This is a genomic window from Globicatella sulfidifaciens DSM 15739 (assembly GCF_900167405.1).
Taxonomy (GTDB): domain Bacteria; phylum Bacillota; class Bacilli; order Lactobacillales; family Aerococcaceae; genus Globicatella; species Globicatella sulfidifaciens.
Genome location: NZ_FUWO01000001.1, coordinates 62,671 through 88,149, shown reverse-complemented (window position 1 = coordinate 88,149; position 25,479 = coordinate 62,671). Strand labels below are relative to the sequence as shown.

The following is a 25,479-nucleotide window of genomic DNA, read 5'->3' as shown; positions in this document are numbered from 1 at the left end:
TGAAAATGCAATTTATTGGCGAAAAATATCGTATTTCATTATTAAGTAATGAAGTTGTCCGTTTAGAATTTTCAGAAACAGGAACGTTTGTAGATTCAAAAACTCAAAGTGTGATTAATCGTGAAATCGAACAGATAGAGAAGATTGAATATGATGTAGTTGAAACTGAGGAGATTTTGGAAATTTACTCACCTAAATTCCATCTTTATTACCAAAAAGAACAGCCATTCTCTAAGAAAAGTTTATACATCGATTTTAATTTTGCTTTCTACCCACATGGCAATCGTTGGTATTATGGCGATGAATTTATTAATTTAAAAGGCACAACCCGTACTTTAGACGAAGTGGATGGTGCGATACCTTTAGAAGACGGCGTAATGAGTTTTAAAGGATTTACCATTTTAGATGATTCCAACTCACAATTTATTAATGAAGTGGGGGATATTGTTCGTAGGGATTTTGACTCGATTGATATTTATGCGTTGGCATTTGGGCATGATTATAATCAAGGTCTGCAAACCTACTTTAAATTAACAGGTTTCTCACCAAAATTACCACGTTATGCATTAGGAAACTGGTGGAGTCGTTATTGGAAGTATACTGAAGAATCTTACAAAGAATTGGTCGAGACTTTTAAAGCGAAGAATATTCCATTATCTGTGGCCGTCATTGACATGGATTGGCATTTGACACAAATTCCGGAACGCTTTGGCAGTTCTTGGACAGGCTATACTTGGAATAAAGACTATTTCCCAAATCCCGAACGATTCTTAAAGTGGCTTCATGATGAAGGGCTAGCCATTTCCATTAATCTTCATCCGGCTGATGGGATACGCGCTTATGAAGATTGTTATCCCGCTGTTGCTAAAAGATTAAAATTAAATACCGAGATTGAAGAACCGGCTATTTTTGATTTTACAGATGAGGCGTTTAGAGAGGCATACTTTAAAGATGTGATGCATCCATTAGAAGAGCAAGGCGTTGATTTCTTCTGGATTGATTGGCAACAAGGAACTGAAATAAATGGTTTAGATCCGTTATTACTATTGAATCATTATCATTTTAAAGATATGGAAGATCGAGGAAAAGAACCGTTAATTCTATCGCGCTATGCAGGACCTGGTAGTCATCGTTATCCAATAGGATTTTCAGGCGATTCGTTTATTACTTGGGATTCATTACAGTTTCAACCGTATATGACTTCAACAGCAACCAATATTGGCTATACTTGGTGGAGCCATGACATTGGTGGGCATATGAATGGTTACCGTGATGATGAATTGATGGTGCGTTGGGTACAGTATGGCGTGTTCAGTCCCATTAATCGTCTTCATAGTTCAAACAGTCTATTTACGGGTAAAGAGCCTTGGAGTTATCCATTAATGGAAGAGATGATTATTGCGGATTATTTAAGAAAACGTCATGAATTATTACCCTACCTCTATACATTTAATGTATTAACGGCTGAAGAGGGCATTCCTTTAATTCGACCATTGTATTATGAGGAATCTGATAATCTTGAAGTTTATCAATATGACAATGAATACTATTTTGGGACAGAATTGTTAGTGTTACCTATTACATCTAAATTATTACCTGATGTCAAAATGAGTAAGGAAAAAATCTATTTCCCTGAAGGTGAATGGTACGATGTTCATACAAACTTAAGATATAAAGGTGGCGCTTCATTAGATATTTACCGTGGATTGTCTGAAATGCCAGTGTTTGCGAAAGCAGGGGCTATTATACCAATGGATTTAGAACCGGTTGAGAATATGCGCAATGATTTACCTACGGATATTACTTGGAAAATCTACCCAGGACCAAATAATCAATTTGAACTTATTGAAGAAGTAGATCATCACCGTGCTGTTACAACTGTTGTGGTGGAAGATGGTGTTTTAAGTTTAACGATTGATGATCCAGAAAACATTTTACCTGAAGGGCGTCAACATCATTTAGTATTCTCAGCAACAGAGGCATTTGAAGTTGAAGGTTATCCAGCGATAGCAGATGAACAACTGAATACGGTGACTGTTTCAATGACAGATTCAGCAAAAATTGAACTGTTAGGCTTTGAGAAAATTGAGAAGCAAGATATTGAGAAACGTCTATTTGAAATCTTGAACCAAGCCCAAGTAAAGTATTGGGATAAAGAAAAATTATGGTTTAAATTCCATGAGAATAAATCAGACTTACAATACTTATCAATTATTCAATCCATCGATTCAGAAGATTTAAAAGCAGCAGTGTTTGAATTAATTTATATTTTAAATTCATAAAAACTAAAAAGATTTGACTTATAATCAAAAACTTTATTCAAGTTATGTTTATCCTTTTAATGCCATTAACCAATGGAAAGTTACAACTTGAGAATAAGGATTTATTGAGCGTCTCTCTTTTCTTGATGACAAATTTTCCTTTGAAAGTAGTATTTCTACTTTTCATTAATTTTTTATGCTTATTTCTTTCAGTAACGACTTATTTAGGGTTCTATATTTCGCTTTCTATTTTTGTTTTAATTGGCTTCGTTATTTTAGCGAAATTTAATGCCAAACTCCTAACAAATATTTAGAATTCTATCGAAATTGAAGAGGTTAAGCCAAGCGATAGTGATAACAAGTTGTAGCAAACTACCAGAGTCGATCCCCTAGGTCGACTCTTTTTCTATCTATTTAACGAGAGATTTTATAAAATAGAGTGGAACAGAATTACAACTTTTGAAAGGGGTTATTTTATGACGTTAGTTCAAGCGAGTTTCTTTTCTAAAAACTTAAATAGACAGGTTTATTACAATGCGATGATACCCACTACTCAACATTCATTACCAACTTTATATCTTCTTCATGGCTGGAGTGGGAGTCATGATGATTGGATTAAGCGCACGCGAGTGCTTGAGTTAGCAGAAAAATATCATATCGCAATCATTTTTCCCAATGGTGAAAATAGTTTTTATGTTGATTTTAGTGATGCAGAATCATACGGTAAGATGGTAGCTGAAGACCTAGTTGCTGAAACTAGGCAACTATTCAATCTATCGGATAAGCGAGAAGATACCTGGATAGCTGGTTTATCGATGGGAGGTTATGGAGCTTTACGATTAGGATTTTTATACGCGCATATCTTTAGTAAAATTACGGGTATGTCGAGTCGTATTATTGCGAAAGGGATGGACGATCTTGATTATCAAGATTATCACCAACTACCACCAACACTCAAAAATATTTTTATTCGTAAAACACCTAGTGAAATTGAACAAGAGTTAGATTTGTGCGTCTTGGCAAAGCGTGTTAAACAATGGCCTAAAATAGAATTATATTGTGGTAGAGAAGACGATTTTTATCAAGATAACAAAAACTTCTACCACTGGTTAAAGCAAAAATGTTCAACAGTTAACTTTTATGAAGCAGAAGGTGATCATAATTGGGATTATTGGAATCAAGTGATTGAGCCAGTAATTCAACAATTAATAGCTGAATAATCGTCAAAAGCAAGCCATCTAGAAGTATCATTGAGTGAAGGTGTTAGTTATTGATACTCAATAGATGTTGGTTGGCCGCGTCTGTGAAGTTATCTTTTGTAGCAAGCGACAGGTTATTTTGAGTTGGAGTAAACAGTGGGGATTAAGACGAAATAAACAACAGTGGCTACTTGTTAATCTCTTGTGTTATTTGTATCAATGATGACCACGTTCTGTTTACAAACTCTTTTGAATTCACGAATTTTAGTTTAATCATAATCGCTATGTATAAGTTAGATAAACGTTTTATTTTAAGAATTGCTTCACAAATCATTCTGTTTTATTTTTACTATAATCTGTTATATTTCTAGTTTGTATTTTAGTTATAAATGGGCTATAATAACAAATGAGTTAGCTAATTCAAAATAAAGAAATAGGGTGATTAATTGATTCAATTTGAGGGTGTTACGAAACGTTTTAATACGAACCACAGGACCCTTACAGCGGTGTCTGATTTAAATTTAACGATTAATCAATCCGAAATCTTTGGTTTAATCGGGCAAAGTGGTGCAGGTAAATCAACTGTGCTTCGATTTATTAATGGATTATTACAACCGGATGAAGGGCAAGTGATGGTCGATGGTAATCGGATTAATCAGTTATCAGAGGCCTCACTGCGTACGGTGCGTAAAGATATCGCTATGGTCTTTCAACAATTCAATTTGCTGGATAATTTAACAGTAGAAGAAAATATTTTATTACCATTAAAACTTCACGCTTTTGACAACCCTTTGACCATCGATCAGGTGTTGGAAGCGGTGGGGCTTAGTGATAAAAGACATCATTATCCAAGTCAATTGTCAGGTGGGCAAAAGCAACGAGTAGGAATTGCTAGAGCCTTAATCATTAATCCTAAAATAATTTTACTTGATGAACCTACCAGTGCGTTGGATGAAATGACGGCTCAGGAAATTGTGCGTATTTTAAAAGACATTAATCAACTATATGCCATTACGATGGTCTTAGTGACGCATCAATTATCCATCATGAAGTCGATTTGTCAACGTATTGGTATCATGGAAAAGGGACGATTGATAGAAATTATTGAAAATCAACCGAACAATGAAGTTTCACCTCATTCCAACTATTCACAATATGTTAAAGAGGTGTTAGCAGATGGATGAATTTTTAGCGAGAATGACGAAATATTTACCGAAACTTATTGAGTCGTTATTTGAGACGGGAACGATGATGTTGTTAGCTTGTGCTGCAGCCATCGTCTTAGGCTTACCTTTGGGGATTTATCTTTATTTAACTGCCAAACGTAAACCACTCGAAAATCAATTAATCAATAATATATTAAATGCTTTTGTTAATATTGTCCGTTCGTTTCCATTTCTGTTACTTGTTGTCGCTTTACAACCGATTGTTAGAAAAGTATATGGACGCGCAACAGGTGATCCCATTGCAGCTTCGTTTCCATTAATGTTAATTGCAGTTGCTTTATATGCCCGTTTTGTCGAGCAATCATTATTGGAGTTAGGTCCAGAGATAATTGAGACAGCACGGTCAATGGGAGCAACGACATTTCAATTAGTAAGATATTTTTTAATACCAGAAACCAAGAGTTCTCTAGTGATTGGATTTACGACAGCTTTTGTAAGTTTTCTTTCGTATTCAACCATTATGGGAGTAGTTGGTGGTGGTGGCATTGGAGATTTTGCGATTCGTTATGGCTATCAACGATATGAGACTGATATTATGTATATTGCGATTGTAGTCATGATTTTATTAGTGCAAATAATTCAATGGGCTGGATTTAAATTAGCCAAACATTTTGATAAGCGTACAAATTAAGAGGGGGATAAAAAATGAAAAAACAGTTCAAATTATTTTTAGCAACAATGGGTGCGTTAAGTTTATTTAATTTACCAGCGGTAAAGGCTGAGGATGAAGTGGTTATTAAAGTTGCTTCTCACTTACCACCGATGACTGATATTGTCGAAATTGTAGGAGAAGTTATTGAGGCACCTTATAAATTTGAATTAGTCGAAGTGTCAGACAATATCCAATACAATGAAGCTTTATTCCATGATGAAGTGGATGCAAACTTTGCGCAACATGCCCCTTTTATGGAAATGTATAATGAGGCTAATGATGCTGATTTAGTAGCGGTGCAAACAATTTACAATCCAGTTGTAGGTTTTTATGCGCCAGAGTATCAATCGATTGAAGACATTGAAGATGGAGCAGAAGTTGCGATTCCTTCTGATGCAACCAATATGGCACGTGCATTATTAATTTTAGATTCTTATGATGTTATCAAATTAAAAGAAGGAACCGATCATACCGCAACGCTTGATGACATTGAAGAAAATCCAAAGAATTTAACATTTACTGAAATTGATTTATTAAACTTAACTGCAGCTTACGAAGATGGAGTAGATTTAGTTTTCAACTATCCAACATATATTGCGAAAATTGGATTAAAAACAAGTGATGCTTTAATGTTAGAAAAAGATCCAGAGAATACCTTTGCTTTACAAGTGGTTGTCCGTGAACAAGACAAAGATTCTGATGCTACTAAAGCATTAGTTAAAGCTTTTACTTCACAAGAAGTTTATGATTTCGTTGACGATTTATCTAAGGAAGGACATTTAATTCCGGCTTTTGAAGTAGCAGAATAAGTATTGTCAGTAAAATTTAGATACATTAATACTTACTTATGAATGCTGAATCTCTTAATAAGGCAGAAAATATTTAAGTAAGATTATTGACCGCTATCTTAAACAATTTAACGAGAGCAAAGACGGTATAGCACAAAAGACTGCTATATCGTCGTGCTCTTTTTTGTTTGGTAATTGTTTTTGGCTTTTTATAAAATATAGGATTAATGTAAGTTGTTGTCAGCGAGTTTAGTTCTAAAATGAAGGGAGTGGGCAAGAAGTAGAAAATCAGTTGATTTTCGCTTCGTCTGCCCACCCCCGCACAGTTGAGTAGGACTCAAACAAGTCAAAAGACGCAGGTTGAGGCCACTCAACCACTGCGCTTTTAATTTAATAACAATAACTTGATTGAGTTTACCAAATTTATCTTTAACCTCATTAAGACGCAGTTTGAGACCACTCAACCACTGCGCTTTGAATTAAATAGATATGTCTGAACAGAATTTAAAAAGATTTTGCCCAGCCTCATATTTCTGTATCAGTTCACCTAATTTTTTGGCATGATTTTCACGCTAATTTAAAGATATTTAAAAAGTGATGTGTTAAACTAATATTATCAGATTAATTGAGGAGACAAGTTTATGAAAAAGATTAAAATCGGCTCATCATCATTAGAGGCAAGTCAATTAGCTCATGGATGTATGCGTATGGCAAGTTTATCTACAAAAGAAGCGGCCTCGGTCATTCAAGCTGCTTATGAAGCGGGTATCAATTTCTTTGACCATGCTGATATTTATGGTGGAGGACAATCGGAAGAAGTATTTGCGACAGGATTAAAAGCAGCCGGCATTAAACGTGAGGATATTATTTTACAATCAAAAGTGGGGATTCGTAAAGGGTATTTTGACTTTTCGAAAGAACATATTTTAGAATCAGTAGAGGGCATTTTAAAACGCCTTGATACGGATTATTTGGACTTTTTATTATTACATCGTCCTGATACATTAATGGAACCATTAGAAGTAGCTGAAGCGTTCAATCATCTATATGAAAGTGGTAAGGTCCGTTATTTTGGAGTAAGTAATCAAAATCGTGCTCAAATTGAATTATTACAACATTACGTTGATCAAGCACTCGATGTGAATCAATTACAATTTGGGCCGGCACATACACCGCTCATCGATGAAGGATTCAATGTCAATATGTTAAATGAACCATCAGTTAATCATACAGGCGGATTATTGGAGTTCAGTCGTTTACAACAAATGACGATTCAACCGTGGTCACCATTCCAAGTGGACTTAGGGCAAGGATTATTTATGAACCATCCAAAATACCAAAAATTAACGACCACTTTAGGAATGTATGCTGAGCAAAAAGGTGTGTCATTTGAAGCAATGGTCATGGCCTGGATTTTACGTCATCCAGCTAATATGCAACCCATTGTTGGTTCAATGAACCCTGATAGAATTACGAAGATGGCGGCCGGAACCGAAGTAGCGTTATCTAGACCAGAATGGTATGATATTTATTTGAGTGCTGGCAATGAATTACCATAGAAGAAAGTAGGATTATGAATGTCGATTAAATTAGTAGCAATTGATTTGGATCAAACATTATTGAGAGCTGATAAGACTTATGATGTCGAACGATTTGAAGCGGTAGTGGAACAATTAACGCAACAAGGCGTGATGGTTTGTATCGCCACCGGCAATTCTTATCATAAGATTGTAGAGTTTTTCTCTGCATCTGTTTTAGAAAGTCTTCATTTAGCTGGTGATAATGGCAACTTTATAATGTGTGATCATGAAGTTGAGCAAGTAATCGGCATCGAACGTCAAACTTTTTTAAAGCTTTGTGATTACTTTGAAGGAAAAGAAAATTTCTTTATTTGTATCAGTACTGGCGAGATTTCCTATATGAATGTCTCTGAGGGAATCGGTTTTGAAAAAATATTGAAATATAATAATGAATATAAAATTGTTCAAGATTTTTTAGAAATTCCGGAAGACCAAGTGGCAACTAAAATTGCTATTTTTAGTCCTCGTTCATTAGCTCGTAATAAAGTCATTGCGAAAGAATTAAGTGGTCAATTTGCAGACTTATCAGTGGTAACAAGTGGTGACGATTGGGTTGATGCTTATCATTACGAAGGTGGCAAAGGAAGTGCTATCCAATTTTTCAAAGAACGTTACCAACTTAAACCGGAAGAAGTGATGGCTTTTGGTGATAGTTTAAATGATGAGTCGATGATGAAGGAAGTTAAATATAGTGTAGCTATGAGTAATGCGGATATTGACTTAGCCTTGCACTGTCAATATAAAATTGGATCGAATGAAGAACAAGCAGTTATCGATATTTTGGAGCGATTAGTCAAGGAACCCGATGCTCAATTTATGGATCAATATGAAATGAATCGTTAGGTGGAAATAAATTAATGGTTAGTAAAAAAGTGAAAAAACAAAAAAATAAGGATGCCGAGGATTTTGTAAAGGTGGATGCCTATATGATACCGGCTCCGCAAGCGGAAATGTATCGTGTTTTAAGAGAGGCAGTAGCAGAAGATTTGATTGAAGAACTGTCTAAACAATATCCGGAAGTTAAACGTATGACCGATGAAGATGAAGGTGAGGCGATTGTAGCTTTTACTGAAACGTCACAAGAGGCTTTGCGTATATACCTTAATCCAACGAATATTTCGGCTGCACAAAAAGCCCGTGATAAAGATCAGATGGATAAATTTATCGAACACTATTTTAATTAGTAGGTATTTTATTTAAAATCCGTTATAATAGAGTTAATCACATTAAAAGGAGTGTTTTTTATGTCATTAGAAGAATTAGCAGGAAAAGCAAAAGAATTATTTGGACGAGTGACAGGCGACAAAAAAACAGAAGTTGAAGGTAAAGTTGAAGCAACTGGAGCTAATTTAAAAAATAAAGCCCATGATGCGATGGATAAAGCAGAAGCGAAAAAAGAAGACGTTGAAGCTAAAGTGGAGGCTACTTCTACTGATTTAAAACATGAAGCGGCAGAAGCAGTTGAATCCGTAACGCATGCTGCAGAAGAAGTAAAGGATGTTGTTAAAGGCACTGTAGACGGAGTCAAAAACATCTTAGACAAAAAATAATTAAATAAAAGATAAGACTGGTTAGAAAGTCAATGTGAATGCCCCCGTTCAGTAGCTACTATCAATAGTAAGTCTACTTTATGGGGAGTATCTCAATGATTTCTTTCCAGTCTTTTTTATCGATTGTAACAATAGCTAGGCACTATTAACCGGCATTTTATGTTTTGATAATCGCTATTCTATAACGCACAGGAGCGATTGAAATGGAAAATAATCAATTTTGTTTTTTGCTTAATATTGAGAAAAACTTTAAAAGTTCAGTTTGTTTCCATCAAATTGCTTTATAGCGCAGTGTTTGAGTGGTCTCATACTGTGTCTTAACGACTTGTTTGAGACCTACTCAACTGTCCTGAAGTGGACAAACGAAGCGAAACTCATTCGATTTTCTACTTCGTGCCCAATTTCCCTATCAATCAAAGTTTCAAGCTAGGCTCTTTTTGGGGAAAATTTTTTTCAACGTAAGGTAAAGTTAGGCACCTTAAACTATGGTAGCGCCTAATGAATCTTTAAAATGGCCTAAGGCCCATTGATGTCCTGCGTGATTGAAGCTTGCGACCCCTTGTTCGTGAATGACAATTTTGAAACCTTTATTATAAGCGTCGACTGCTGTATGCAAGATGCAAATATCAGTACAAACCCCCACTAAATGGATTTCTTCAATGTTTCTTTCACGAAGGCGTAACTCTAAATCAGTTCCTGCAAAAGCAGAATAGCGTGTTTTATCAATATAATAGACGTTTTCTCGATCCTTAACGGATTGATAATAAGCTTCTAAATCGCCGTATAATAAACGCCCCTTTGTTCCATCAATATTATGTGGTGGGAATAATTGAGTTTCTGGGTGATAAGGATCATTTTCATAGTGTAAATCAATCGGGAAAACAACATAATCATCTTGCTCAACAAATTCTTTTGTTAAATTTAGAATATAATCATGGAGAACTTGACCAGGTTCTCCACAAGTTAATTTTCCTTCGGTAGCAACAAAATCATAGGTATAATCAATGTTTAATAAAGCTTTTTTCATCGTCGATTAACTCCTTAATGTTTTTAATTCAACTATAACTGAAAGCGAATTTATTGGCAAGGATCCAGTTTGATAATTCATATTATTTCTTGTATCATATACCTTATCAAAAACAATATTATTTGAATGAGAAAGAGTAGGGAAATTGAATGTTTATTGAGAAGTTGACCACCCCTCAAAGATTAACTTTGAGTTTTGCATTAGTGGTAGTTGTAGGAAGTATTTTATTATCATTACCTATAATGCATCAGTCAGGAGTACAAACGGTCTATTTAGATCATTTGTTTACCACCGTATCGATGGTCTGTGTAACGGGGTTGACGGTTTTGACTGTCGGTGATGTCTATAATACCTATGGGCAAATCATTTGTATCATTCTGATGCAAATTGGTGGTTTAGGCCTGATTACTATGTTATCTGCGAGTGCCTTGTATTTGAAGAAAAAATTGACGTTAAAAGAACAATATACATTACAGGCGAGTTTTAGTAATGAGCACAATCTAGAATTAAAACCATTACTAAAATCTATCTATTTGTTTACTTTCTCTTTAGAGGCAATAGCCGCTTTTATTTTAACGTTTATATTTGTGCCACGTTATGGTTGGTTTAAAGGGATTTTTAACTCGGTTTTTATTGCCGTATCAGCTTTTTGCAATGCGGGTTTTGATAACTTAGGCAGTATTAGTTTACAAGGAGAAGTGACTAATGTTGTTTTAAATTTAACCATTGCGAGTTTAATTATTGCCGGTGGTGTTGGTTTTATTGTTTGGTTTGAAGTCACCAATATCGTTAAGGAATATTTTAAATCTAGTACAAAAGTGTTTCGCATCGCTTTTAAAAAATTAAGTACACATGCACGCTTGGTTCTTTTATCAACGGGTATTTTACTAACCTTAGGGACATTTCTAACATGGTTAACGGAATATGGCAATACGAATACATTGGCTAAATATAGTTTACCCCAGCAACTATTGATTAGTTTTTTTCAAACAGTATCGATGAGAACGGCTGGTTTTTCTACTTTGGATTATACGCTAACTCGTCCGATTACCAATCTGCTTTATATTATACAAATGGTGATTGGGGGCGCACCTGGTGGTACGGCTGGCGGTTTTAAAATTACCACTGCCGCAATTTTAGTTTTATTATTTAAAGCCGAATTAAATGGGCAAAAAGAGATTCAATTTAGACGTCGTACGATTCGCAATGAAGTAATCAAACAAACGATTGTCGTCTTAACTTTTTTCTTTACAGCCTTTATGTTAGGTTGGGCATTATTACTTACGACACAAACACATTTAGATCCTTTTAGTCTTTTGTTTGAAGTAGCCAGTGCGCTTGCAACGGTGGGAGTCACGATGAATTTAACGTCAGAATTAGATACGTTCGGTCGTATTATTATCATGTGTTTAATGTTTATTGGTCGCGTCGGGCCAGCGACGATTTTATTAAGTATAATGTCTAAACCAAAACGCAACATTCATTATGCAAATGCAGATATTTATATCGGATAGGAAGGGATTAGCATGTTAACAAACAAGAAAATTGGATTGTTTATTACTGGTGGCATCGCGAGTTATAAGATGGCAGAACTAAGTCGTCAATTAATCAAAAAGGGCGCCGAAGTACGCGTAGTGATGAGCCAGTCAGCAACGGAGTTTATTACGCCATTAACGATGCAAACTTTAACTAAAAATCCAGTTTTACTTGATACTTTTGATGAAAAAGATCCGTCGATTGTTCAACATATCCACATGGCTGACTGGTGTGATTATGTTGTGGTAGCACCGGCTACAGCCAATGTTTTAGCGAAAATGGCGCATGGTTTAGCAGACGAAATTGTTTCAACTACTTTATTAGCAGTGCATTGTCCGCGTCTAATAGTGCCAGCGATGAATACCAATATGTTTTATAATCCAGCAACCCAACGTAATATCAATCAATTAAAACAAGATGGTCACCAAGTGATGTTTCCAGATAAAGGATTCTTAGCAGAAGGATATGAAGGAGTCGGTCGCTTACCAGAATTAACTGCTATCGTCTCTGAATTAGAAAAATTAGTTGCTCAAAACGAATTAACTCAACTTTTAAAAGATAAGAAAGTGGTGATTTCTGCTGGAGGGACGCGTGAGCGCATTGATCCGGTACGTTATATAACGAATGATTCTAGCGGTAAGATGGGGTATGCATTGGCAGAAGCAGCCGTACATCTTGGCGCAAAGGTAACACTCGTTTCGACCGTTCGCAATTTAACAGTGCCAACAGGCGTTGACATCCAATACGTTGAGAGTGCTCAATCATTGTTTGAAGTAATGCAACAAGCGTTAAAGGAGCATGACATTGCCATTATGACCGCTGCAGTGAGCGATTATCGAGTTAAAAATCAAGTGTCCCAAAAGATTAAAAAACAAGCCAATCAAGAAGGGTTAACCTTGGATTTAGTTGAAAACCCTGATATTTTGGCTTATTTAGGACAGCATAAGCAGCCTGGACAGATTGTAGTTGGCTTTGCAGCTGAAACACATAATGTACTAGAATTCGCCAAAGGTAAACTAGAACGTAAAAAAGCGGATTGGATTGTGGCGAATGATGTCTCTAGAAAAGATGCCGGCTTTAGTTCAGATCATAATCAAGTAACATTATTGGGCAACGATAACCGTGTGATAGCTTTAGAATACGGAACTAAAAAAGAATTAGCTTACCAAATTTGGCAAACAATAATGGGGTAGATTAATAGATGAAAATACGACCAGCAACTTTAGCTGATATACCAGCGATGAAAGAGATATTTGAGATTGGACGCCAAAAACAAATAGCAACGGGTAATCCTAATCAGTGGATGCCAGGGTACCCGAGTATCGAACAATTGACCGCTGATATCAATAGCGGTACGTCCTATGTATGCTTTGATGATGCAGAGGAAATGGTAGGGGCCTTTTACCTATTAATGGGAGAGGATCCGACCTATCAGGTTATCGAAGAAGGTCAATGGTTAAATGATTTGCCCTATGTCACGATTCACCGAATCGTTTCAAAATATGACAAAAAAGGTGTCGGCCAACAATGTATTAAGTGGGTAATGAACCAATATCCAAATATAAAAATCGATACCCATGAATTAAATCAACCGATGCGACAATTATTAACCAAATTAGGATTTCAATATTGTGGTATTATTTATTTACCAGATGGACGCACACGCTTAGCGTATCAATATTACCAGGAAGATAGGATGACAATATGAGTTTAGTAGTAAAAAATATGAGTAGCGGTTATCGAGGGATTCCCGTATTAAAAAAGATTAATTTTACCATCCCTTATGGAGAAATAGTGGGTTTAATAGGGCTAAATGGTGCTGGTAAGTCAACCTTACTTAAAACAATTTTAGGCTTAATCAAACCTATTGAAGGGCAGATTACGATTGGTAATCAAACGATCAATGAACACCAATCGCAATTCTCTCAACAATTAGCCTATATTCCAGAAACACCTGTTTTGTATGAAGAATTGACCTTAAAGGAACATTTAGAAATGACGGCGTTAGGCTATGAATTACCAATTGAAACAGTCATGGAACGAGCAATGCCATTATTAAAATTATTCCGTTTAGATAATCATTTAAATTGGTTTCCGATTCATTTCTCAAAAGGAATGAAACAGAAAGTGATGATTATTTGTGCAATGGTAACCGATGCGAAAGTCATGATTATAGACGAACCGTTTTTAGGCTTAGACCCATTAGCCATTAAACATTTCACTGAATTATTAAAACAAAGAGCGCTACAGGGTACTGCCATTATTTTTACCACGCATGTTTTAATGATTGCAGAACAATTATGTGACCAGTATTTAATGTTACAAGCAGGAGAAATTATCGCAAAAGGTGACCTAAAGACTATACAAGAACAATTTGGACAACCGGAGGCAACGCTTGATGAACTATATGTTCAGATGACGGAGGCCTCTCAATGAAAAATTTAACAGAATTAAGGCAAAAGAGATTACAATCATTAATCAAAGAAATGGGCAAATATGGTCGCTTGATTTTTAATGATCATTTTTCTGTCATCTTATTTGTTATCCTCGGATTTTTCATGTTTTTCTATCGTGAACAATTAGTCGTACTTCAAGGTGATCACACTACGGTATTAAAAACACCACTCATCTTGTTTATGGGGATAATGCTAGGGGTACTGAGTACTTATGGGCGTCCCATATGGTTGATGAAAGCAGCCGATCGCAGTTATGTCTATCCAAGAGGGGCAGAATGGCGTCGTTATTGGCTCAAGGGGACATTATTAGGCTTGATAATACCTCTAGTCTTAAATGGCTTGTTAGCGAGTTTAATTTTTCCATTTGCTGCGACTGGACTCAATTGGGATCGTCAGTTTATCTATCTGTGGGTATTAATGCAATTATTAGCAGTTGTTTTATATCATATGCAAATGTTTAGTCGTATTTTTGCTATTCGCACAATAGGTAAAAATTATCAAGTCATTTTATATGGTGGCCTGTTGGTGGTTTCTTTAGTGCTATTAGGGCAATGGGGAATATTAGTGATGAATGCCTTATTAGCTCTCGCAATTGGTTATTATCTCTTTGTTTGTTATCAAAATCGACAAGCATGGTTGGACTTTGATTATACTATCGAAGTAGATGCAGAAAGAACGAATGTTTTTTATAAATGGATTAGCTTCTTTGCTGATGTACCACAAACGCAAGTAGTAGTTAAAAGACGTGCTTATTTAGATAAATTAGTCGATTTATTAACTGGAAAAAACCCAAATCGAGATTATTACTTATTTTTAAGGCTATTATTTAGAAATAACACATTTAGTGGTATTTGGTTGAGATTGCTAATTTTTATTTTTGTGATGTTATTATTAACAGAAAATATTTATTTAATCGTAGGATTGGGGTTAATTGGCTTCTATTTAACTTTAGTGCAGATTTTGCCAATGGTTCATTATTATGATGCGAATCCCTTTCAATGCATTTATCCAAAGAATCAAAGTCACTTAATCGGTGCGTTACAAAAAGTTTCCGTGATTATATTGCTCATTCAATGGTTGGCTTTTAATATCGCCACCGTTATAACAATTGGTTTTGGACAAACTTTTTTAATGATTAGTATTTTATGGCTAGTACTGATTATGTTAATGGTTTATTTATATATTCCATTTTGGTTGCATAAACAAGAATAGAGCCAACGTATAGGATATTGTAATCAAATTGAAATGATAAAAACGGTATTAAACGATTTTTGTTAGTGAAAGTTACAAAATTATTTGCTAAAATATAAGATGATACTTCGCAATCAGTGCGAAATGGAGAGGATAGAGGTGGCAATAATGCAATTATCGAGCAGTTTATTTGGCTACAATAAAACCGAAGTAGATCGTGCATTACAAGAAAAAGATGCCCAAATAGAAGCGTTAAATAAACAAATTTCAGAAATTCAAACACAATTAAATGAATATATTGAAATGGAACAAGCTTTAAAAGATGGGATTGTAGATGCTCGAATGACTGGAAATAAAATCGTAGCGGAATCTAATGATGAAGCAGAGAAGATTTTAAAGCGTACCAATGAACAAGTGACGCAATATAAAGAAGAATTTGCACATCATAGTCATGAACTCGTCAATTCAGGGATGGGAATGCGTGAGATGATGAAGAAAATGCAAAAAGAAATGCAAGATGTGGTAGCAACTTATCAAGAGATGTTAGAAAATACAGATTTTGATTCGTTATATCCAGAAGATCAAATTAGTCGATTCAGTGGACAAATTGAAGCCTATGAAAATATGGAGATTTCAACTCCACGTCAACAGAAGAAAAAATTATGGGACAATACGAGTATTACTGAAGAAGAAAAGAAAGAATTAGAAAAATTAATTCATGAAGTGATTGCCAATGAAAAGCAAGAACCGGCTTCAGCTTCAGAATCAAAATTAGTTAAATTTGCTAAGATGTAGTAAAAGATGAACAGACGAGAGGCTGGGCATAAACTTGATAAAGTTAGTTAAGATTATTGTTCGTTAATTAAAAGCGCAGTGGTTGAGTGGTCTCAATCTACGTCTTAACAACTTGTTTGAGACCTACTCAACTGTGCGGGGGGTGGGCAGACGTAGCGAAAATTATTTAATTTTCTACTTCTTGCCCACTCCCTTGTTTTGTGGCGTTCTATAATGTCGCAGCAGTTGAATGGCATAAAACGTGTCTAGTGAGAGATTGTTTTATTGTTATTCAACAGTGCGGGGGTGGGCAGACGTAGTGAAAATCAAACGATTTTCTACATCTTGTTCACTCCTTTGATTTTTTTAAATAATAAATTAATAAAGATAGGAGTTTCTAATGGCAATCAACTTAAAAAAAGAAGTAAATAAACGCCGAACTTTTGCGATTATTTCCCATCCAGATGCAGGGAAAACGACGATTACAGAACAATTCTTGTTGTTTAGTGGTGCAATTCGTGAAGCGGGAACGGTAAAAGCAAAAGGTAAAAAATCAAACAAATTTGCAAAATCTGATTGGATGGAAATCGAAAAACAAAGAGGGATTTCGGTAACGAGTTCAGTGATGCAAGTGGATTATGATGGGTTCCAAGTGAATATTGTCGATACACCAGGGCACGAGGACTTCTCAGAAGATACGTATCGAACATTAATGGCCGTTGACGCAGCCGTGATGGTGGTGGATTCAGGTAAAGGGATTGAGCCACAAACGAAAAAATTATTTGAAGTCTGTAGCATGCGTGGCATTCCCATTTTTACCTTTATGAATAAATTAGACCGTGATGGGCGCGAACCATTAGAATTAGTTGCGGAATTAGAAGAAGTCTTAGGCATTGATGCCTATCCAATGAATTGGCCAATGGGGATGGGAAAAGGTTTGCTAGGTTTATATGATTTATATAATAAACGAGTTGAATTAAAAGGTTCCCAAGAAGGTGAAGAAACATATATCCCACTAGACGAAGAGGGCGAAGCCGTAGGAGAACATCCATTTAAAGAATCTTCCATCTATACTCAAGCGCTAGAAGATGCACAATTATTAGCGGAAGCAGGTAATGAATTTGACCGCGAGTTAATCAATACAGGTAAATTAACCCCAGTCTTCTTTGGATCGGCCTTAACCGGATTTGGTGTTCAAACTTTCTTTGATGCCTTTGTTGACTTAGCACCGGCCCCATCTAAAGTAGAGACCAAAGATGAGTCGATAGTCGTCGATCCGACGGATGAACAATTTACAGGCTTTATTTTCAAAATCCAAGCCAATATGAACCCGGCTCACCGCGATCGTATTGCTTTTATCCGCATTTGTTCCGGATCGTTTGAAAAAGGGATGAATGTCACCTTAAAGAGAACCGGTAAGGTATTGCGTTTAGCTCATACAACGCAGTTTATGGCTGATTCACGTGAAGAAACGCAAGAAGCCGTAGCAGGTGATATTATTGGTTTGTATGATACTGGTAATTTACAAATCGGCGATACGATTTTTTCAGGAAAAAGCAATGTTGAGTTTAAACCATTACCACAATTTACCCCTGAATTATTTATGAAAGTGACACCTAAAAATGTGATGAAACAAAAATCTTTTCATAAAGGAATTGAACAATTAGTTCAAGAAGGGGCGATTCAATTATATAAGACTTATCATACTGAAGAATATATTATTGGAGCTGTGGGGCAATTACAATTTGAAGTTTTCCAATACCGTTTATTACATGAGTATAATGCTGAAGTTGTAATGACCCCAATGGGGAACAAAATTGCTCGTTGGATCGACGAGAAAGATTTAAACCCGAACATGTCAAGTAGCCGTAATTTATTAACGCGTGACCGTTTCGGAAATCCAGTATTTTTATTTGAAAATCAATTCGCTGAAAATTGGTTTAAAGATAAATATCCTGATGTGACATTATTGCAGTTACTTTAATTAAAAAATCGATAAAAAACCACTAAGTTAAACCTAATTCATCTTTGCTGGCTGATTAAGATAAGCCTTGATGATTACTGGTAAAACTTAGTGGTAATTATTTAATTCTTTAACTCAAATTGAATGAAGTTATCACCTTTTATTGTCTCCAATTCATCTACATTTGTGTCAGGGAGTAATTTACCTAAAACAAAGTCGATTTCTCTTTGACGAACCGGTCTAGTTTTATTAATGATAATAATATTTTGATGTGTATTGGCGATAGTATAAATAACTGTACAAGGACCAACAGAATAGACACGAACTGAGTGAGAGTCGGTGTTTTCTAGTTGGCGAGTTACTAAATCTGAGTGGCTATTGGTAACATCGATTAATTTCATGTAGAACCTCCTCTGCTTTTGTTTACTATTATAATCTTATTTTAATGAAAATAACAGTAAAAAAGCTGATAAAATAAAAATAATTAATACAATATCTATGAAAAGAGTAACGCAAGCCTATATTAAATAAAATATGTAAAAGGGTTTTCAAAACTTGTGAAAAGTAGTACAATAGTGTTGGCGCTTCACAAAAATAGCGACAAAAAGGGCTAAAAGGGGTTTTATTTAAGAAAATCAGCATAAATAGTTGTTAGAACCTTAAAAAAATGGTATTCTTACTATGATAGGGTTCAGTTTTGATAAATCTCAAAACGGCTCTTAATAAATTATCTTAAAGGGGTATTGTATTATGGAAAAGAAAGAATTTCATGTAGTAGCTGAAACAGGAATCCACGCTCGTCCAGCAACTTTATTAGTTCAAACTGCGAGCAAATTTTCTTCAGATTTAAACTTAGAATATAAAGGTAAATCAGTTAACCTTAAATCTATCATGGGTGTAATGTCACTAGGTGTTGGCCAAGGAGCTGATGTCGTGATTACAGCTGAAGGTGCCGATGAAGTTGAAGCAATCGCAGCAGTTGCTGAAACCATGAAAAACGAAGGTTTAGCTAACTAATATGACAACAGTTAAATTAACTGGGATTGCAGCGAGCGATGGCATTGCTATCGCTCCTGTTTATCTTTTAACAGAACCAAACCTTTCTTTTGAAACAAAACGTGTTGAAGATGCAGATGCAGAGGTTGCTCGTTTAGATGCTGCTTATGGGCAAGCTATTGCAGAAGTTTCAAAAATTAGAGATATTGCCAAAGAATCTTTAGGTGCGGAAGAGGCACAAGTCTTTGATGCGCACTTGATGGTCTTACAAGATCCTGAATTTACGGATCAAGTAAAAATGAAAATTAAAGATGAAAATGTGAATGCTGAAGCTGCGTTACATGAAGTTTCAACATTCTTTATTAACATGTTTGCTGGAATGGAAGATAATCCTTATATGCAAGAACGTGCAGCTGATATTAAAGATGTTAGCGAACGTGTCTTAGCTGCATTATTAGGCGTTAAATTACCAAGTCCTGCAACCATCGATGAGGAAGTCGTTGTGATTGCACACGACTTAACACCAAGTGATACAGCGCAATTAAACAAAGATTTTGTAAAAGCGTTCGTAACCAACATTGGTGGACGTACTTCTCACTCAGCAATTATGGCGCGTTCTTTAGAAATTCCAGCTATCGTTGGAACAAAATCAATTACTGAAACAGTAAAAGATGGCGATTTATTAATTGTTGATGCGTTAGAAGGCATTGTATTATTAAATCCAACAGAAGACGAAATTAAAGAGTACCAAGCTAAAGCAGATGCTTATGCTGCCCAAAAAGCAGAATGGGAAAAATTAGTTGCAGCACCATCTGTAACTAAAGATGGTCATCATGTTGAATTAGCGGCTAACATCGGAACACCAAAAGACGTTAAAGGTGTCTTAGAAAATGGAGCCGAAGGTGTTGGTTTATACCGTACTGAATTCTTATATATGGATTCTCCAGACTTCCCAACCGAAGATGATCAATACGAAGCGTATAAAACAGTATTAGAGTCAATGGACGGTAAGGGTGTTGTTGTTCGTACAATGGATATTGGTGGAGATAAAGAATTACCTTATTTAACTTTACCAGAAGAAATGAACCCATTCTTAGGTTACCGTGCGATTCGTATCTCATTAGACCGTAAAGAAATGTTTAAAACACAATTACGTGCTTTATTAAGAGCGTCTGTTCATGGTGATTTACGTATCATGTTCCCGATGATTGCAACGTTACAAGAATTCCGTGCCGCTAAAGCGATTTTAGATGAAACTAAAGCTGAGTTAGTAGCAGAAGGAATAGAAGTTTCAGATTCAATCCAAGTAGGGATTATGATCGAAATTCCAGCGGCTGCTGTTTTAGCGCACCAATTTGCTAAAGAAGTAGACTTCTTCAGTATTGGTACGAATGACTTAATTCAATATACAATGGCTGCAGACCGTATGAATGAACAAGTTTCATACTTATACCAACCATATAATCCATCAATCTTGACGTTAATTAAACACGTTATCGAATCTTCACATAAAGAAGGTAAATGGACTGGTATGTGTGGGGAAATGGCCGGCGACCAAATCGCTGTTCCATTATTATTAGGTATGGGCTTAGATGAATTCTCTATGAGTGCTACCAGCGTATTAAAAACTCGTAGCTTAATTAGTAAATTAAACTTAACGGATATGCAAGCACTAGCTGACAAAGCGATTAACGAATGTTCAACTGCTGAAGAAGTAGTAGAGTTAGTTAATGCTGCGGTTGAAGCTGCTCAAAACAACTAATTTGTAATTAAATAACTAAGAGGTTAGGAGAAATTCACTGGATTTCATCTTGACCTCTTTTTTGCATTTTAAAGTACGAAAAAACCGGACGTAATATCGGGGTGATCTTGCAACAGTGAATGAATGTTTTGTGTCTCTTTGTCAAATGTTGTGGGGCATGAAAATTTCTCTATTCACCTATAGCTAAAAGTATAGAGGCATTTTTTAGTACGTATCGTTATCTAATTTTGTCATAACAAAAACCATGTTGATTTACCTGAATTGGCTTCTACAAGCTACTGGAGCGTATGAGTGCATAAGCGAGATTGCTATCATGTTCACTTTCACCATATAAAAAGGGAGTGGGCAAAAACTTTTTAAATTCTGTTCAGGCATGTCTATTTAATTCAGAGCGCAGTGGTTGAGTGGTCTCAACCTGCGTCTTAAAGAGGTTGGTCCACTCCCAACTGTGCGGGGGTAGGCCGACGAAGCGAAAATTATTCAATTTTCTACTTCTGGTCTACTCCCATCTGGACCAAAAGTCTGAATTTATACTAGATTGATGAGTTGTTCTTTCATTTGTAGTCAAAATTTTCTATAATAGAATTACCAAAGTGTAAATATTATGGCGAGAGAGTGGTGACAATATGAATATCGGGCTATTTACAGATACTTATTTTCCTCAGGTCAGTGGGGTTTCGACTTCTATCAAATCATTAAGGGACGAATTGGTTAAAAGAGGACATTTCGTTATTATCTTTACAACAACGGACCCTCATGCCGATGATGATGAAGATGGGACTATCGTGAGGCTGCCTAGTATTCCATTTGTAAGTTTTGAAGAGCGGCGTATTGCATATAGTGGTTTTGATAAAGCATTGAGAATAGCTCGTCGGTTTAAATTGGATGTGATTCATACGCATACAGAATTTTCTTTAGGTTTAACTGGTTTATATGTGGCGGGAAGATTAAAAATTCCAGTCATTCATACTTATCATACATTGTACGAGAAATATACGCATTATATTTTAGATGGCGACTTGATTCAAGCCAAACATGTTGGCACATTAACCCGATTGTTTTGTGAACAAGTAGAAGGGATTATCGCTCCAAGTAAGATGACCTTTGAAAAATTGAGAGAATATGGTATCCAAAATGAGATTCGCGTTATCCCAACGGGGGTTAAAATTCCTGAACCAAATAAAGAAAAAGTAGCGGAGTTAAAATCAAAGTTAGCAATCGCTTCAGATGAAAAAGTTTTTTTATCTTTATCACGTTTATCCAAAGAAAAAAGTATTGATAAAGTAATCGATGAATATGAGTTAATTGCTAAAGAATATCCTAATTCGCGACTATTAATTGTAGGCGACGGACCAGCACGAGAGGAATTAGAAAATCAAGCTGCCAAAAAAACAGCTAGAATTGATTTTATTGGAGAGGCTAGCTATGACGAAGTACCCCATTATTATCAGTTATGTGATTTGTATTTAAATGCTTCTGAATCTGAAACGCAAGGATTGACTTATTTAGAAGCCTTTGCCAATTGTTTACCGATTATCGCAAAACGCAATCCTTATTTAGAATCTTTAATGCCACAAGCGTGTTTTGGTCAATTATTTGATGAACAAGTGAGTTTATCGCAAACGGCCATTAACTTTTTAAAACAAATGGAATGTGGTGAAATTCAAACAATTGATACGAAAGCCTTATCGGCTATTTCAGTAGAAACTTTTGGTCAATCGGCAGAAGCGTTTTACGAATATGCGATCCAACATAAATGTCGCTCGCGCTTTAATATTCCGGATATTGTGATTCCACGAATTAAAAACTTAATCCGTGATGTTGTATTAGGCCCAGATAAGGAAAATGGTCAAGAATTTACAAATAACTAGCGAAAAATAATTGAAAATTCGCTTTGCTTTTTCTTGCAATTTGAACATATTTTGTTAACATAGTGTATGTGGAGTTTTGGGCTGATGTTATTTAGCCAATAAGCTGTTTACACATCTTAAACGAAGAAAGGAATGTTTCCATGAAACCTTCGGTATTAATAGGAATAATTCAACGATTAAATTCGATGATGGCATCAGAAAATAATGAAGAAGTTCGTCGATTTGAAGTTGAAGGCGTTGAAAAGTGCATCGTAAAATATACAAAAGAAAATGATTCTTTTGAAATGACCGATCGTGAAAATGATACGACTTATCAATTTGATGATATAGATTTAGTAGCAATTGAAATTTTTGAATTATTGGCTTAATTAAAGAGCATTTTTCGGGACTGGAAGATATTCTAGTTCCTTTTTTTATTACCATTTACTACTTTCTTAGGGCACGGTTGTGCTATAATAAGAAATAACCAAGTCAATTATTAGAAGAACCAAGGAGGAAAGCATTTGGCTGAACAAACATACCAATGTATCGGGTGTGGCGCTACGATTCAAACTGAACAAGAAGAAGCAATCGGTTATTTACCTAATAGTGCCTTACAAAAAGGAATTGAAAAAGGTGAATTTTACTGTCAAAGATGTTTTCGTTTGCGCAATTATAATGAATTACAAGATGTCGCCATCGATGATGATGTCTTTTTGGATAAATTAAATCAAATCGCGGAAGATGATGCTTTTGTTATTTATGTCGTTGATATTTTCGATATTGAAGGGAGTATCATTCATGGCTTATCACGCTTTATTGGTCGCCAACCATTTGTCGTATTAGCGAACAAAGTCGATTTATTACCCAAAGTAACCAATCTTAGAAAATTAAAACATTGGGTTAAAGTGGTAATGAATCAAAATAAACTGTTTCCTGAAGAAGTATTGTTAGCCAGTGCAACGAAGCAACATACTTTAGCGGAAGTTATTAATGTGATTGAAGCGAATATTGATCATAAAAATGTTTATATTGTAGGAGTAACCAATGTCGGAAAATCTACCTTAATTAATCAGTTGATTAATCATTATGGTGGCGCTAAATCAATCGTCACGACTTCTAATCATCCTGGGACGACACTCGATATGATTGAAATCCCCTTAACAGATGATCACTCGATTATTGATACACCAGGAATTGTACGGCGCTCTCAACTGGCCCACTATTTATCACGTACAGAAATCAAACAAGTGTTACCGACTAAACCATTAAAACCCAAAACGTATCAACTAAATCCAGAGCAAACCATTTTCTTAGGTGGCTTAATGCGCATGGACTTTAATGCGGGACCAAGAGCGGCTTTTACTTTTTACGTATCAAATGATATCTATATTCACCGTACCAAACTATCAGAAGCTGACACCCTTTATCAGAAGCATCGTGGTGAATTACTAAGCCCACCAGGTCCTAATAGTATCGAAAACTATCCACCATTAGTTGCCAAAAAAATTCATTTAGAAAAAAATCAAGACATTGCCTTATCGGGGTTAGGATGGTTAACAGTCAATCAGCCAGTTGATTTAACAATTTGGGCACCGAAAGCCGTTGCTTTAACCGTTCGCGAGTCAATTATTTAAAAGGAGAAAAAGATGTCACTGAATAAAGCACAGAAAAAATATTTAAAGAAAGAATCTCATGCCATCAAATCAATTTATCAAGTAGGTAAACTAGGTTTAACCGATAATTTTATTGAACAAATCGATTTAGCGATTGAGCGTCACGAACTAGTGAAATTTAATATTTTACAAAATTCTGATGAAACAATTAAAGAGGCTGCGGCTAAAGTAGCGGATGCAATTAATGCCGAAGTCGTTCAGACTGTTGGTCATACGGCTACCCTTTATCGTGAATCAGAAACAGAAAAATATCGTGATTATTCATTGCAAATTTTAGAACTAGATTAATTTGAATTGAGGTGAAGTGGATGACGTTACAAACAGAGACAGAAACGGATTTTGAACGTGCACTGGCAGAAGCAATTGATTTTTTAGCAAATTCACAAGAAGCCTTACAACCGAATCGCCAAGGACGTTACCGTATAGGGATTATGGGTGGAACTTTTAATCCACCTCACTTGGGACATTTATTAATGGCTGAACAAGTGGGTCATCAATTAGATTTGGATGAAGTATGGTTTATGCCAACGGCTAAGCCACCACATGCACCAGGTAAAAAAACGATTGCCTCACAACATCGTCTGCAAATGGTTCAAAAAGCCATTGCGGGTAATCCGATGTTCAAATTGCAACCGTATGAGGTAAATCGTGGTGGGAAAAATTACACCATTGATACGATGCGCCACTTTGTAGAAGAATATCCTGAAGCTGATTTTTACTTTATTATCGGCGGTGACAGCGCGAATGATTTATCAACATGGCGTGAAATCGATGAATTGGTTCAACTCGTACAATTCGTGGCAGTACGTCGTCCAGGAGAAAAACCTTATATGGGACCGTATCCGATTTTATGGGTTGATTCGCCTTTAGTAGATTTAAGTTCAACCGAAATTCGATTAAGAGTTTTCTTAGAACAATCTATCAAATATCAAGTACCGCCAGCAGTTGAAGAATACATTAAAAAGCATCGCTTATATCTGGAAGATTAAAGG

Annotated in this window: 25 protein-coding genes; 23 read left to right on the top strand and 2 right to left on the bottom strand. The window is 35.7% G+C overall.

Going from position 1 to position 25,479, the window contains the following annotated elements:
- Positions 1-5: 5 nt before the first annotated feature.
- From B5D12_RS00395 to B5D12_RS00355, 9 genes are all read left to right on the top strand, one after another.
- Positions 6-2,282, top strand: coding sequence for a glycoside hydrolase family 31 protein (locus B5D12_RS00395; RefSeq protein ID WP_234982873.1), 2,277 nt, complete (start codon positions 6-8; stop codon positions 2,280-2,282).
- Between the two features lie 455 nt (positions 2,283-2,737).
- Entirely contained in the window at positions 2,738-3,481 is a 744-nt protein-coding gene (locus tag B5D12_RS00390; protein WP_078754966.1) for an alpha/beta hydrolase, read from the top strand.
- Between the two features lie 425 nt (positions 3,482-3,906).
- Positions 3,907-4,644 carry a methionine ABC transporter ATP-binding protein gene (locus tag B5D12_RS00385; RefSeq protein WP_078754965.1) on the top strand — a complete coding sequence of 246 codons (738 nt, stop codon included), beginning with the start codon at positions 3,907-3,909 and terminating at the stop codon, positions 4,642-4,644.
- Positions 4,637-5,317 (top strand): methionine ABC transporter permease, encoded by a 681-nt coding sequence (locus tag B5D12_RS00380; RefSeq protein WP_078754964.1) that lies wholly within the window; start codon positions 4,637-4,639, stop codon positions 5,315-5,317. Before B5D12_RS00385 ends, B5D12_RS00380 begins: the two co-directional genes overlap by 8 nt.
- A 14-nt stretch (positions 5,318-5,331) precedes the next feature.
- A complete protein-coding gene (locus tag B5D12_RS00375) occupies positions 5,332-6,147 on the top strand; it encodes a MetQ/NlpA family ABC transporter substrate-binding protein (RefSeq protein ID WP_078754963.1) in 816 nt (271 codons plus the stop codon).
- A gap of 620 nt (positions 6,148-6,767) precedes the next feature.
- The gene (locus B5D12_RS00370) at positions 6,768-7,685 is read left to right on the top strand and encodes an aldo/keto reductase (protein ID WP_078754962.1); all 918 of its coding nucleotides are present in this window, start codon (positions 6,768-6,770) and stop codon (positions 7,683-7,685) included.
- Positions 7,686-7,703: 18 nt separating this feature from the next.
- Positions 7,704-8,549 carry an HAD-IIB family hydrolase gene (locus B5D12_RS00365; RefSeq protein ID WP_078754961.1) on the top strand — a complete coding sequence of 282 codons (846 nt, stop codon included), beginning with the start codon at positions 7,704-7,706 and terminating at the stop codon, positions 8,547-8,549.
- 14 nt (positions 8,550-8,563) lie between these two features.
- Positions 8,564-8,890 (top strand): hypothetical protein, encoded by a 327-nt coding sequence (locus B5D12_RS00360; protein ID WP_078754960.1) that lies wholly within the window; start codon positions 8,564-8,566, stop codon positions 8,888-8,890.
- Between the two features lie 60 nt (positions 8,891-8,950).
- A complete protein-coding gene (locus B5D12_RS00355) occupies positions 8,951-9,256 on the top strand; it encodes a CsbD family protein (protein WP_078754959.1) in 306 nt (101 codons plus the stop codon).
- 478 nt (positions 9,257-9,734) lie between these two features.
- Here the strand turns inward: B5D12_RS00355 and B5D12_RS00350 are convergent, their stop codons facing one another.
- Positions 9,735-10,283, bottom strand: coding sequence for a cysteine hydrolase family protein (locus B5D12_RS00350; RefSeq protein WP_078754958.1), 549 nt, complete (start codon positions 10,281-10,283; stop codon positions 9,735-9,737).
- A gap of 149 nt (positions 10,284-10,432) precedes the next feature.
- Between B5D12_RS00350 and B5D12_RS00345 the strand changes: the two genes are divergently transcribed.
- The 7 genes from B5D12_RS00345 (at position 10,433) to B5D12_RS00315 (ending at position 18,224) form a co-directional block, all read left to right on the top strand.
- The gene (locus B5D12_RS00345) at positions 10,433-11,797 is read left to right on the top strand and encodes a TrkH family potassium uptake protein (protein WP_078754957.1); all 1,365 of its coding nucleotides are present in this window, start codon (positions 10,433-10,435) and stop codon (positions 11,795-11,797) included.
- 12 nt (positions 11,798-11,809) lie between these two features.
- Positions 11,810-13,012, top strand: a complete 1,203-nt coding sequence (coaBC, locus tag B5D12_RS00340) for a bifunctional phosphopantothenoylcysteine decarboxylase/phosphopantothenate--cysteine ligase CoaBC (protein ID WP_078754956.1) — start codon at positions 11,810-11,812, stop codon at positions 13,010-13,012.
- Positions 13,013-13,020: 8 nt separating this feature from the next.
- Positions 13,021-13,527 carry a GNAT family N-acetyltransferase gene (locus B5D12_RS00335; protein WP_078754955.1) on the top strand — a complete coding sequence of 169 codons (507 nt, stop codon included), beginning with the start codon at positions 13,021-13,023 and terminating at the stop codon, positions 13,525-13,527.
- Positions 13,524-14,255 (top strand): ABC transporter ATP-binding protein, encoded by a 732-nt coding sequence (locus B5D12_RS00330; protein ID WP_078754954.1) that lies wholly within the window; start codon positions 13,524-13,526, stop codon positions 14,253-14,255. Before B5D12_RS00335 ends, B5D12_RS00330 begins: the two co-directional genes overlap by 4 nt.
- Positions 14,252-15,487, top strand: a complete 1,236-nt coding sequence (locus tag B5D12_RS00325) for an ABC transporter permease (RefSeq protein WP_078754953.1) — start codon at positions 14,252-14,254, stop codon at positions 15,485-15,487. The genes B5D12_RS00330 and B5D12_RS00325 overlap by 4 nt, the downstream gene beginning before the upstream one ends.
- A gap of 147 nt (positions 15,488-15,634) precedes the next feature.
- On the top strand, positions 15,635-16,261 hold the full coding sequence (locus B5D12_RS00320; protein ID WP_066126708.1) for a DivIVA domain-containing protein: 627 nt from the start codon (positions 15,635-15,637) through the stop codon (positions 16,259-16,261).
- 379 nt (positions 16,262-16,640) lie between these two features.
- Entirely contained in the window at positions 16,641-18,224 is a 1,584-nt protein-coding gene (locus B5D12_RS00315; RefSeq protein ID WP_078754951.1) for a peptide chain release factor 3, read from the top strand.
- A 101-nt stretch (positions 18,225-18,325) separates the two neighbouring features.
- Here the strand turns inward: B5D12_RS00315 and B5D12_RS00310 are convergent, their stop codons facing one another.
- A complete protein-coding gene (locus B5D12_RS00310; RefSeq protein WP_066126872.1) occupies positions 18,326-18,604 on the bottom strand; it encodes a DUF1827 family protein in 279 nt (92 codons plus the stop codon).
- A gap of 349 nt (positions 18,605-18,953) precedes the next feature.
- Between B5D12_RS00310 and B5D12_RS00305 the strand changes: the two genes are divergently transcribed.
- From B5D12_RS00305 to B5D12_RS00275, 7 genes are all read left to right on the top strand, one after another.
- Positions 18,954-19,220, top strand: a complete 267-nt coding sequence (locus B5D12_RS00305) for a phosphocarrier protein HPr (RefSeq protein ID WP_066126871.1) — start codon at positions 18,954-18,956, stop codon at positions 19,218-19,220.
- A 1-nt stretch (position 19,221) separates the two neighbouring features.
- Positions 19,222-20,961, top strand: a complete 1,740-nt coding sequence (gene ptsP, locus B5D12_RS00300) for a phosphoenolpyruvate--protein phosphotransferase (RefSeq protein WP_078754950.1) — start codon at positions 19,222-19,224, stop codon at positions 20,959-20,961.
- A gap of 626 nt (positions 20,962-21,587) precedes the next feature.
- Complete coding sequence (locus tag B5D12_RS00295; RefSeq protein ID WP_078754949.1) at positions 21,588-22,832, top strand: glycosyltransferase family 4 protein; 1,245 nt, start codon at positions 21,588-21,590, stop codon at positions 22,830-22,832.
- 140 nt (positions 22,833-22,972) lie between these two features.
- Positions 22,973-23,200, top strand: a complete 228-nt coding sequence (locus tag B5D12_RS00290) for a YkuJ family protein (RefSeq protein ID WP_071409024.1) — start codon at positions 22,973-22,975, stop codon at positions 23,198-23,200.
- Positions 23,201-23,335: 135 nt separating this feature from the next.
- Positions 23,336-24,448: a ribosome biogenesis GTPase YqeH gene (gene yqeH / locus B5D12_RS00285; protein ID WP_078754948.1), complete on the top strand. Its 1,113-nt coding sequence runs from the start codon at positions 23,336-23,338 to the stop codon at positions 24,446-24,448.
- Positions 24,449-24,460: 12 nt separating this feature from the next.
- Positions 24,461-24,775, top strand: a complete 315-nt coding sequence (gene yhbY / locus B5D12_RS00280; RefSeq protein WP_078754947.1) for a ribosome assembly RNA-binding protein YhbY — start codon at positions 24,461-24,463, stop codon at positions 24,773-24,775.
- A 20-nt stretch (positions 24,776-24,795) separates the two neighbouring features.
- Positions 24,796-25,476: a nicotinate-nucleotide adenylyltransferase gene (locus B5D12_RS00275; protein WP_078754946.1), complete on the top strand. Its 681-nt coding sequence runs from the start codon at positions 24,796-24,798 to the stop codon at positions 25,474-25,476.
- Positions 25,477-25,479: the final 3 nt, after the last annotated feature.

Bases quoted from the DNA above. Each gene is read 5' to 3' on its own strand.
- B5D12_RS00350 (WP_078754958.1), bottom strand. From the start codon at position 10,283: ATGAAAAAAGCTTTATTAAACATTGATTATACCTATGATTTTGTTGCT.
- B5D12_RS00315 (WP_078754951.1), top strand. From the start codon at position 16,641: ATGGCAATCAACTTAAAAAAAGAAGTAAATAAACGCCGAACTTTTGCG.
- B5D12_RS00345 (WP_078754957.1), top strand. From the start codon at position 10,433: ATGTTTATTGAGAAGTTGACCACCCCTCAAAGATTAACTTTGAGTTTT.
- B5D12_RS00395 (WP_234982873.1), top strand. From the start codon at position 6: ATGCAATTTATTGGCGAAAAATATCGTATTTCATTATTAAGTAATGAA.
- B5D12_RS00290 (WP_071409024.1), top strand. From the start codon at position 22,973: ATGAAACCTTCGGTATTAATAGGAATAATTCAACGATTAAATTCGATG.
- ptsP (WP_078754950.1), top strand. From the start codon at position 19,222: ATGACAACAGTTAAATTAACTGGGATTGCAGCGAGCGATGGCATTGCT.
- B5D12_RS00275 (WP_078754946.1), top strand. From the start codon at position 24,796: ATGACGTTACAAACAGAGACAGAAACGGATTTTGAACGTGCACTGGCA.
- B5D12_RS00320 (WP_066126708.1), top strand. From the start codon at position 15,635: ATGCAATTATCGAGCAGTTTATTTGGCTACAATAAAACCGAAGTAGAT.
- B5D12_RS00390 (WP_078754966.1), top strand. From the start codon at position 2,738: ATGACGTTAGTTCAAGCGAGTTTCTTTTCTAAAAACTTAAATAGACAG.
- B5D12_RS00355 (WP_078754959.1), top strand. From the start codon at position 8,951: ATGTCATTAGAAGAATTAGCAGGAAAAGCAAAAGAATTATTTGGACGA.
- B5D12_RS00305 (WP_066126871.1), top strand. From the start codon at position 18,954: ATGGAAAAGAAAGAATTTCATGTAGTAGCTGAAACAGGAATCCACGCT.
- yhbY (WP_078754947.1), top strand. From the start codon at position 24,461: ATGTCACTGAATAAAGCACAGAAAAAATATTTAAAGAAAGAATCTCAT.
- B5D12_RS00310 (WP_066126872.1), bottom strand. From the start codon at position 18,604: ATGAAATTAATCGATGTTACCAATAGCCACTCAGATTTAGTAACTCGC.
- coaBC (WP_078754956.1), top strand. From the start codon at position 11,810: ATGTTAACAAACAAGAAAATTGGATTGTTTATTACTGGTGGCATCGCG.
- B5D12_RS00370 (WP_078754962.1), top strand. From the start codon at position 6,768: ATGAAAAAGATTAAAATCGGCTCATCATCATTAGAGGCAAGTCAATTA.
- B5D12_RS00380 (WP_078754964.1), top strand. From the start codon at position 4,637: ATGGATGAATTTTTAGCGAGAATGACGAAATATTTACCGAAACTTATT.
- B5D12_RS00360 (WP_078754960.1), top strand. From the start codon at position 8,564: ATGGTTAGTAAAAAAGTGAAAAAACAAAAAAATAAGGATGCCGAGGAT.
- B5D12_RS00295 (WP_078754949.1), top strand. From the start codon at position 21,588: ATGAATATCGGGCTATTTACAGATACTTATTTTCCTCAGGTCAGTGGG.
- B5D12_RS00375 (WP_078754963.1), top strand. From the start codon at position 5,332: ATGAAAAAACAGTTCAAATTATTTTTAGCAACAATGGGTGCGTTAAGT.
- B5D12_RS00335 (WP_078754955.1), top strand. From the start codon at position 13,021: ATGAAAATACGACCAGCAACTTTAGCTGATATACCAGCGATGAAAGAG.
- B5D12_RS00330 (WP_078754954.1), top strand. From the start codon at position 13,524: ATGAGTTTAGTAGTAAAAAATATGAGTAGCGGTTATCGAGGGATTCCC.
- B5D12_RS00365 (WP_078754961.1), top strand. From the start codon at position 7,704: ATGTCGATTAAATTAGTAGCAATTGATTTGGATCAAACATTATTGAGA.
- B5D12_RS00325 (WP_078754953.1), top strand. From the start codon at position 14,252: ATGAAAAATTTAACAGAATTAAGGCAAAAGAGATTACAATCATTAATC.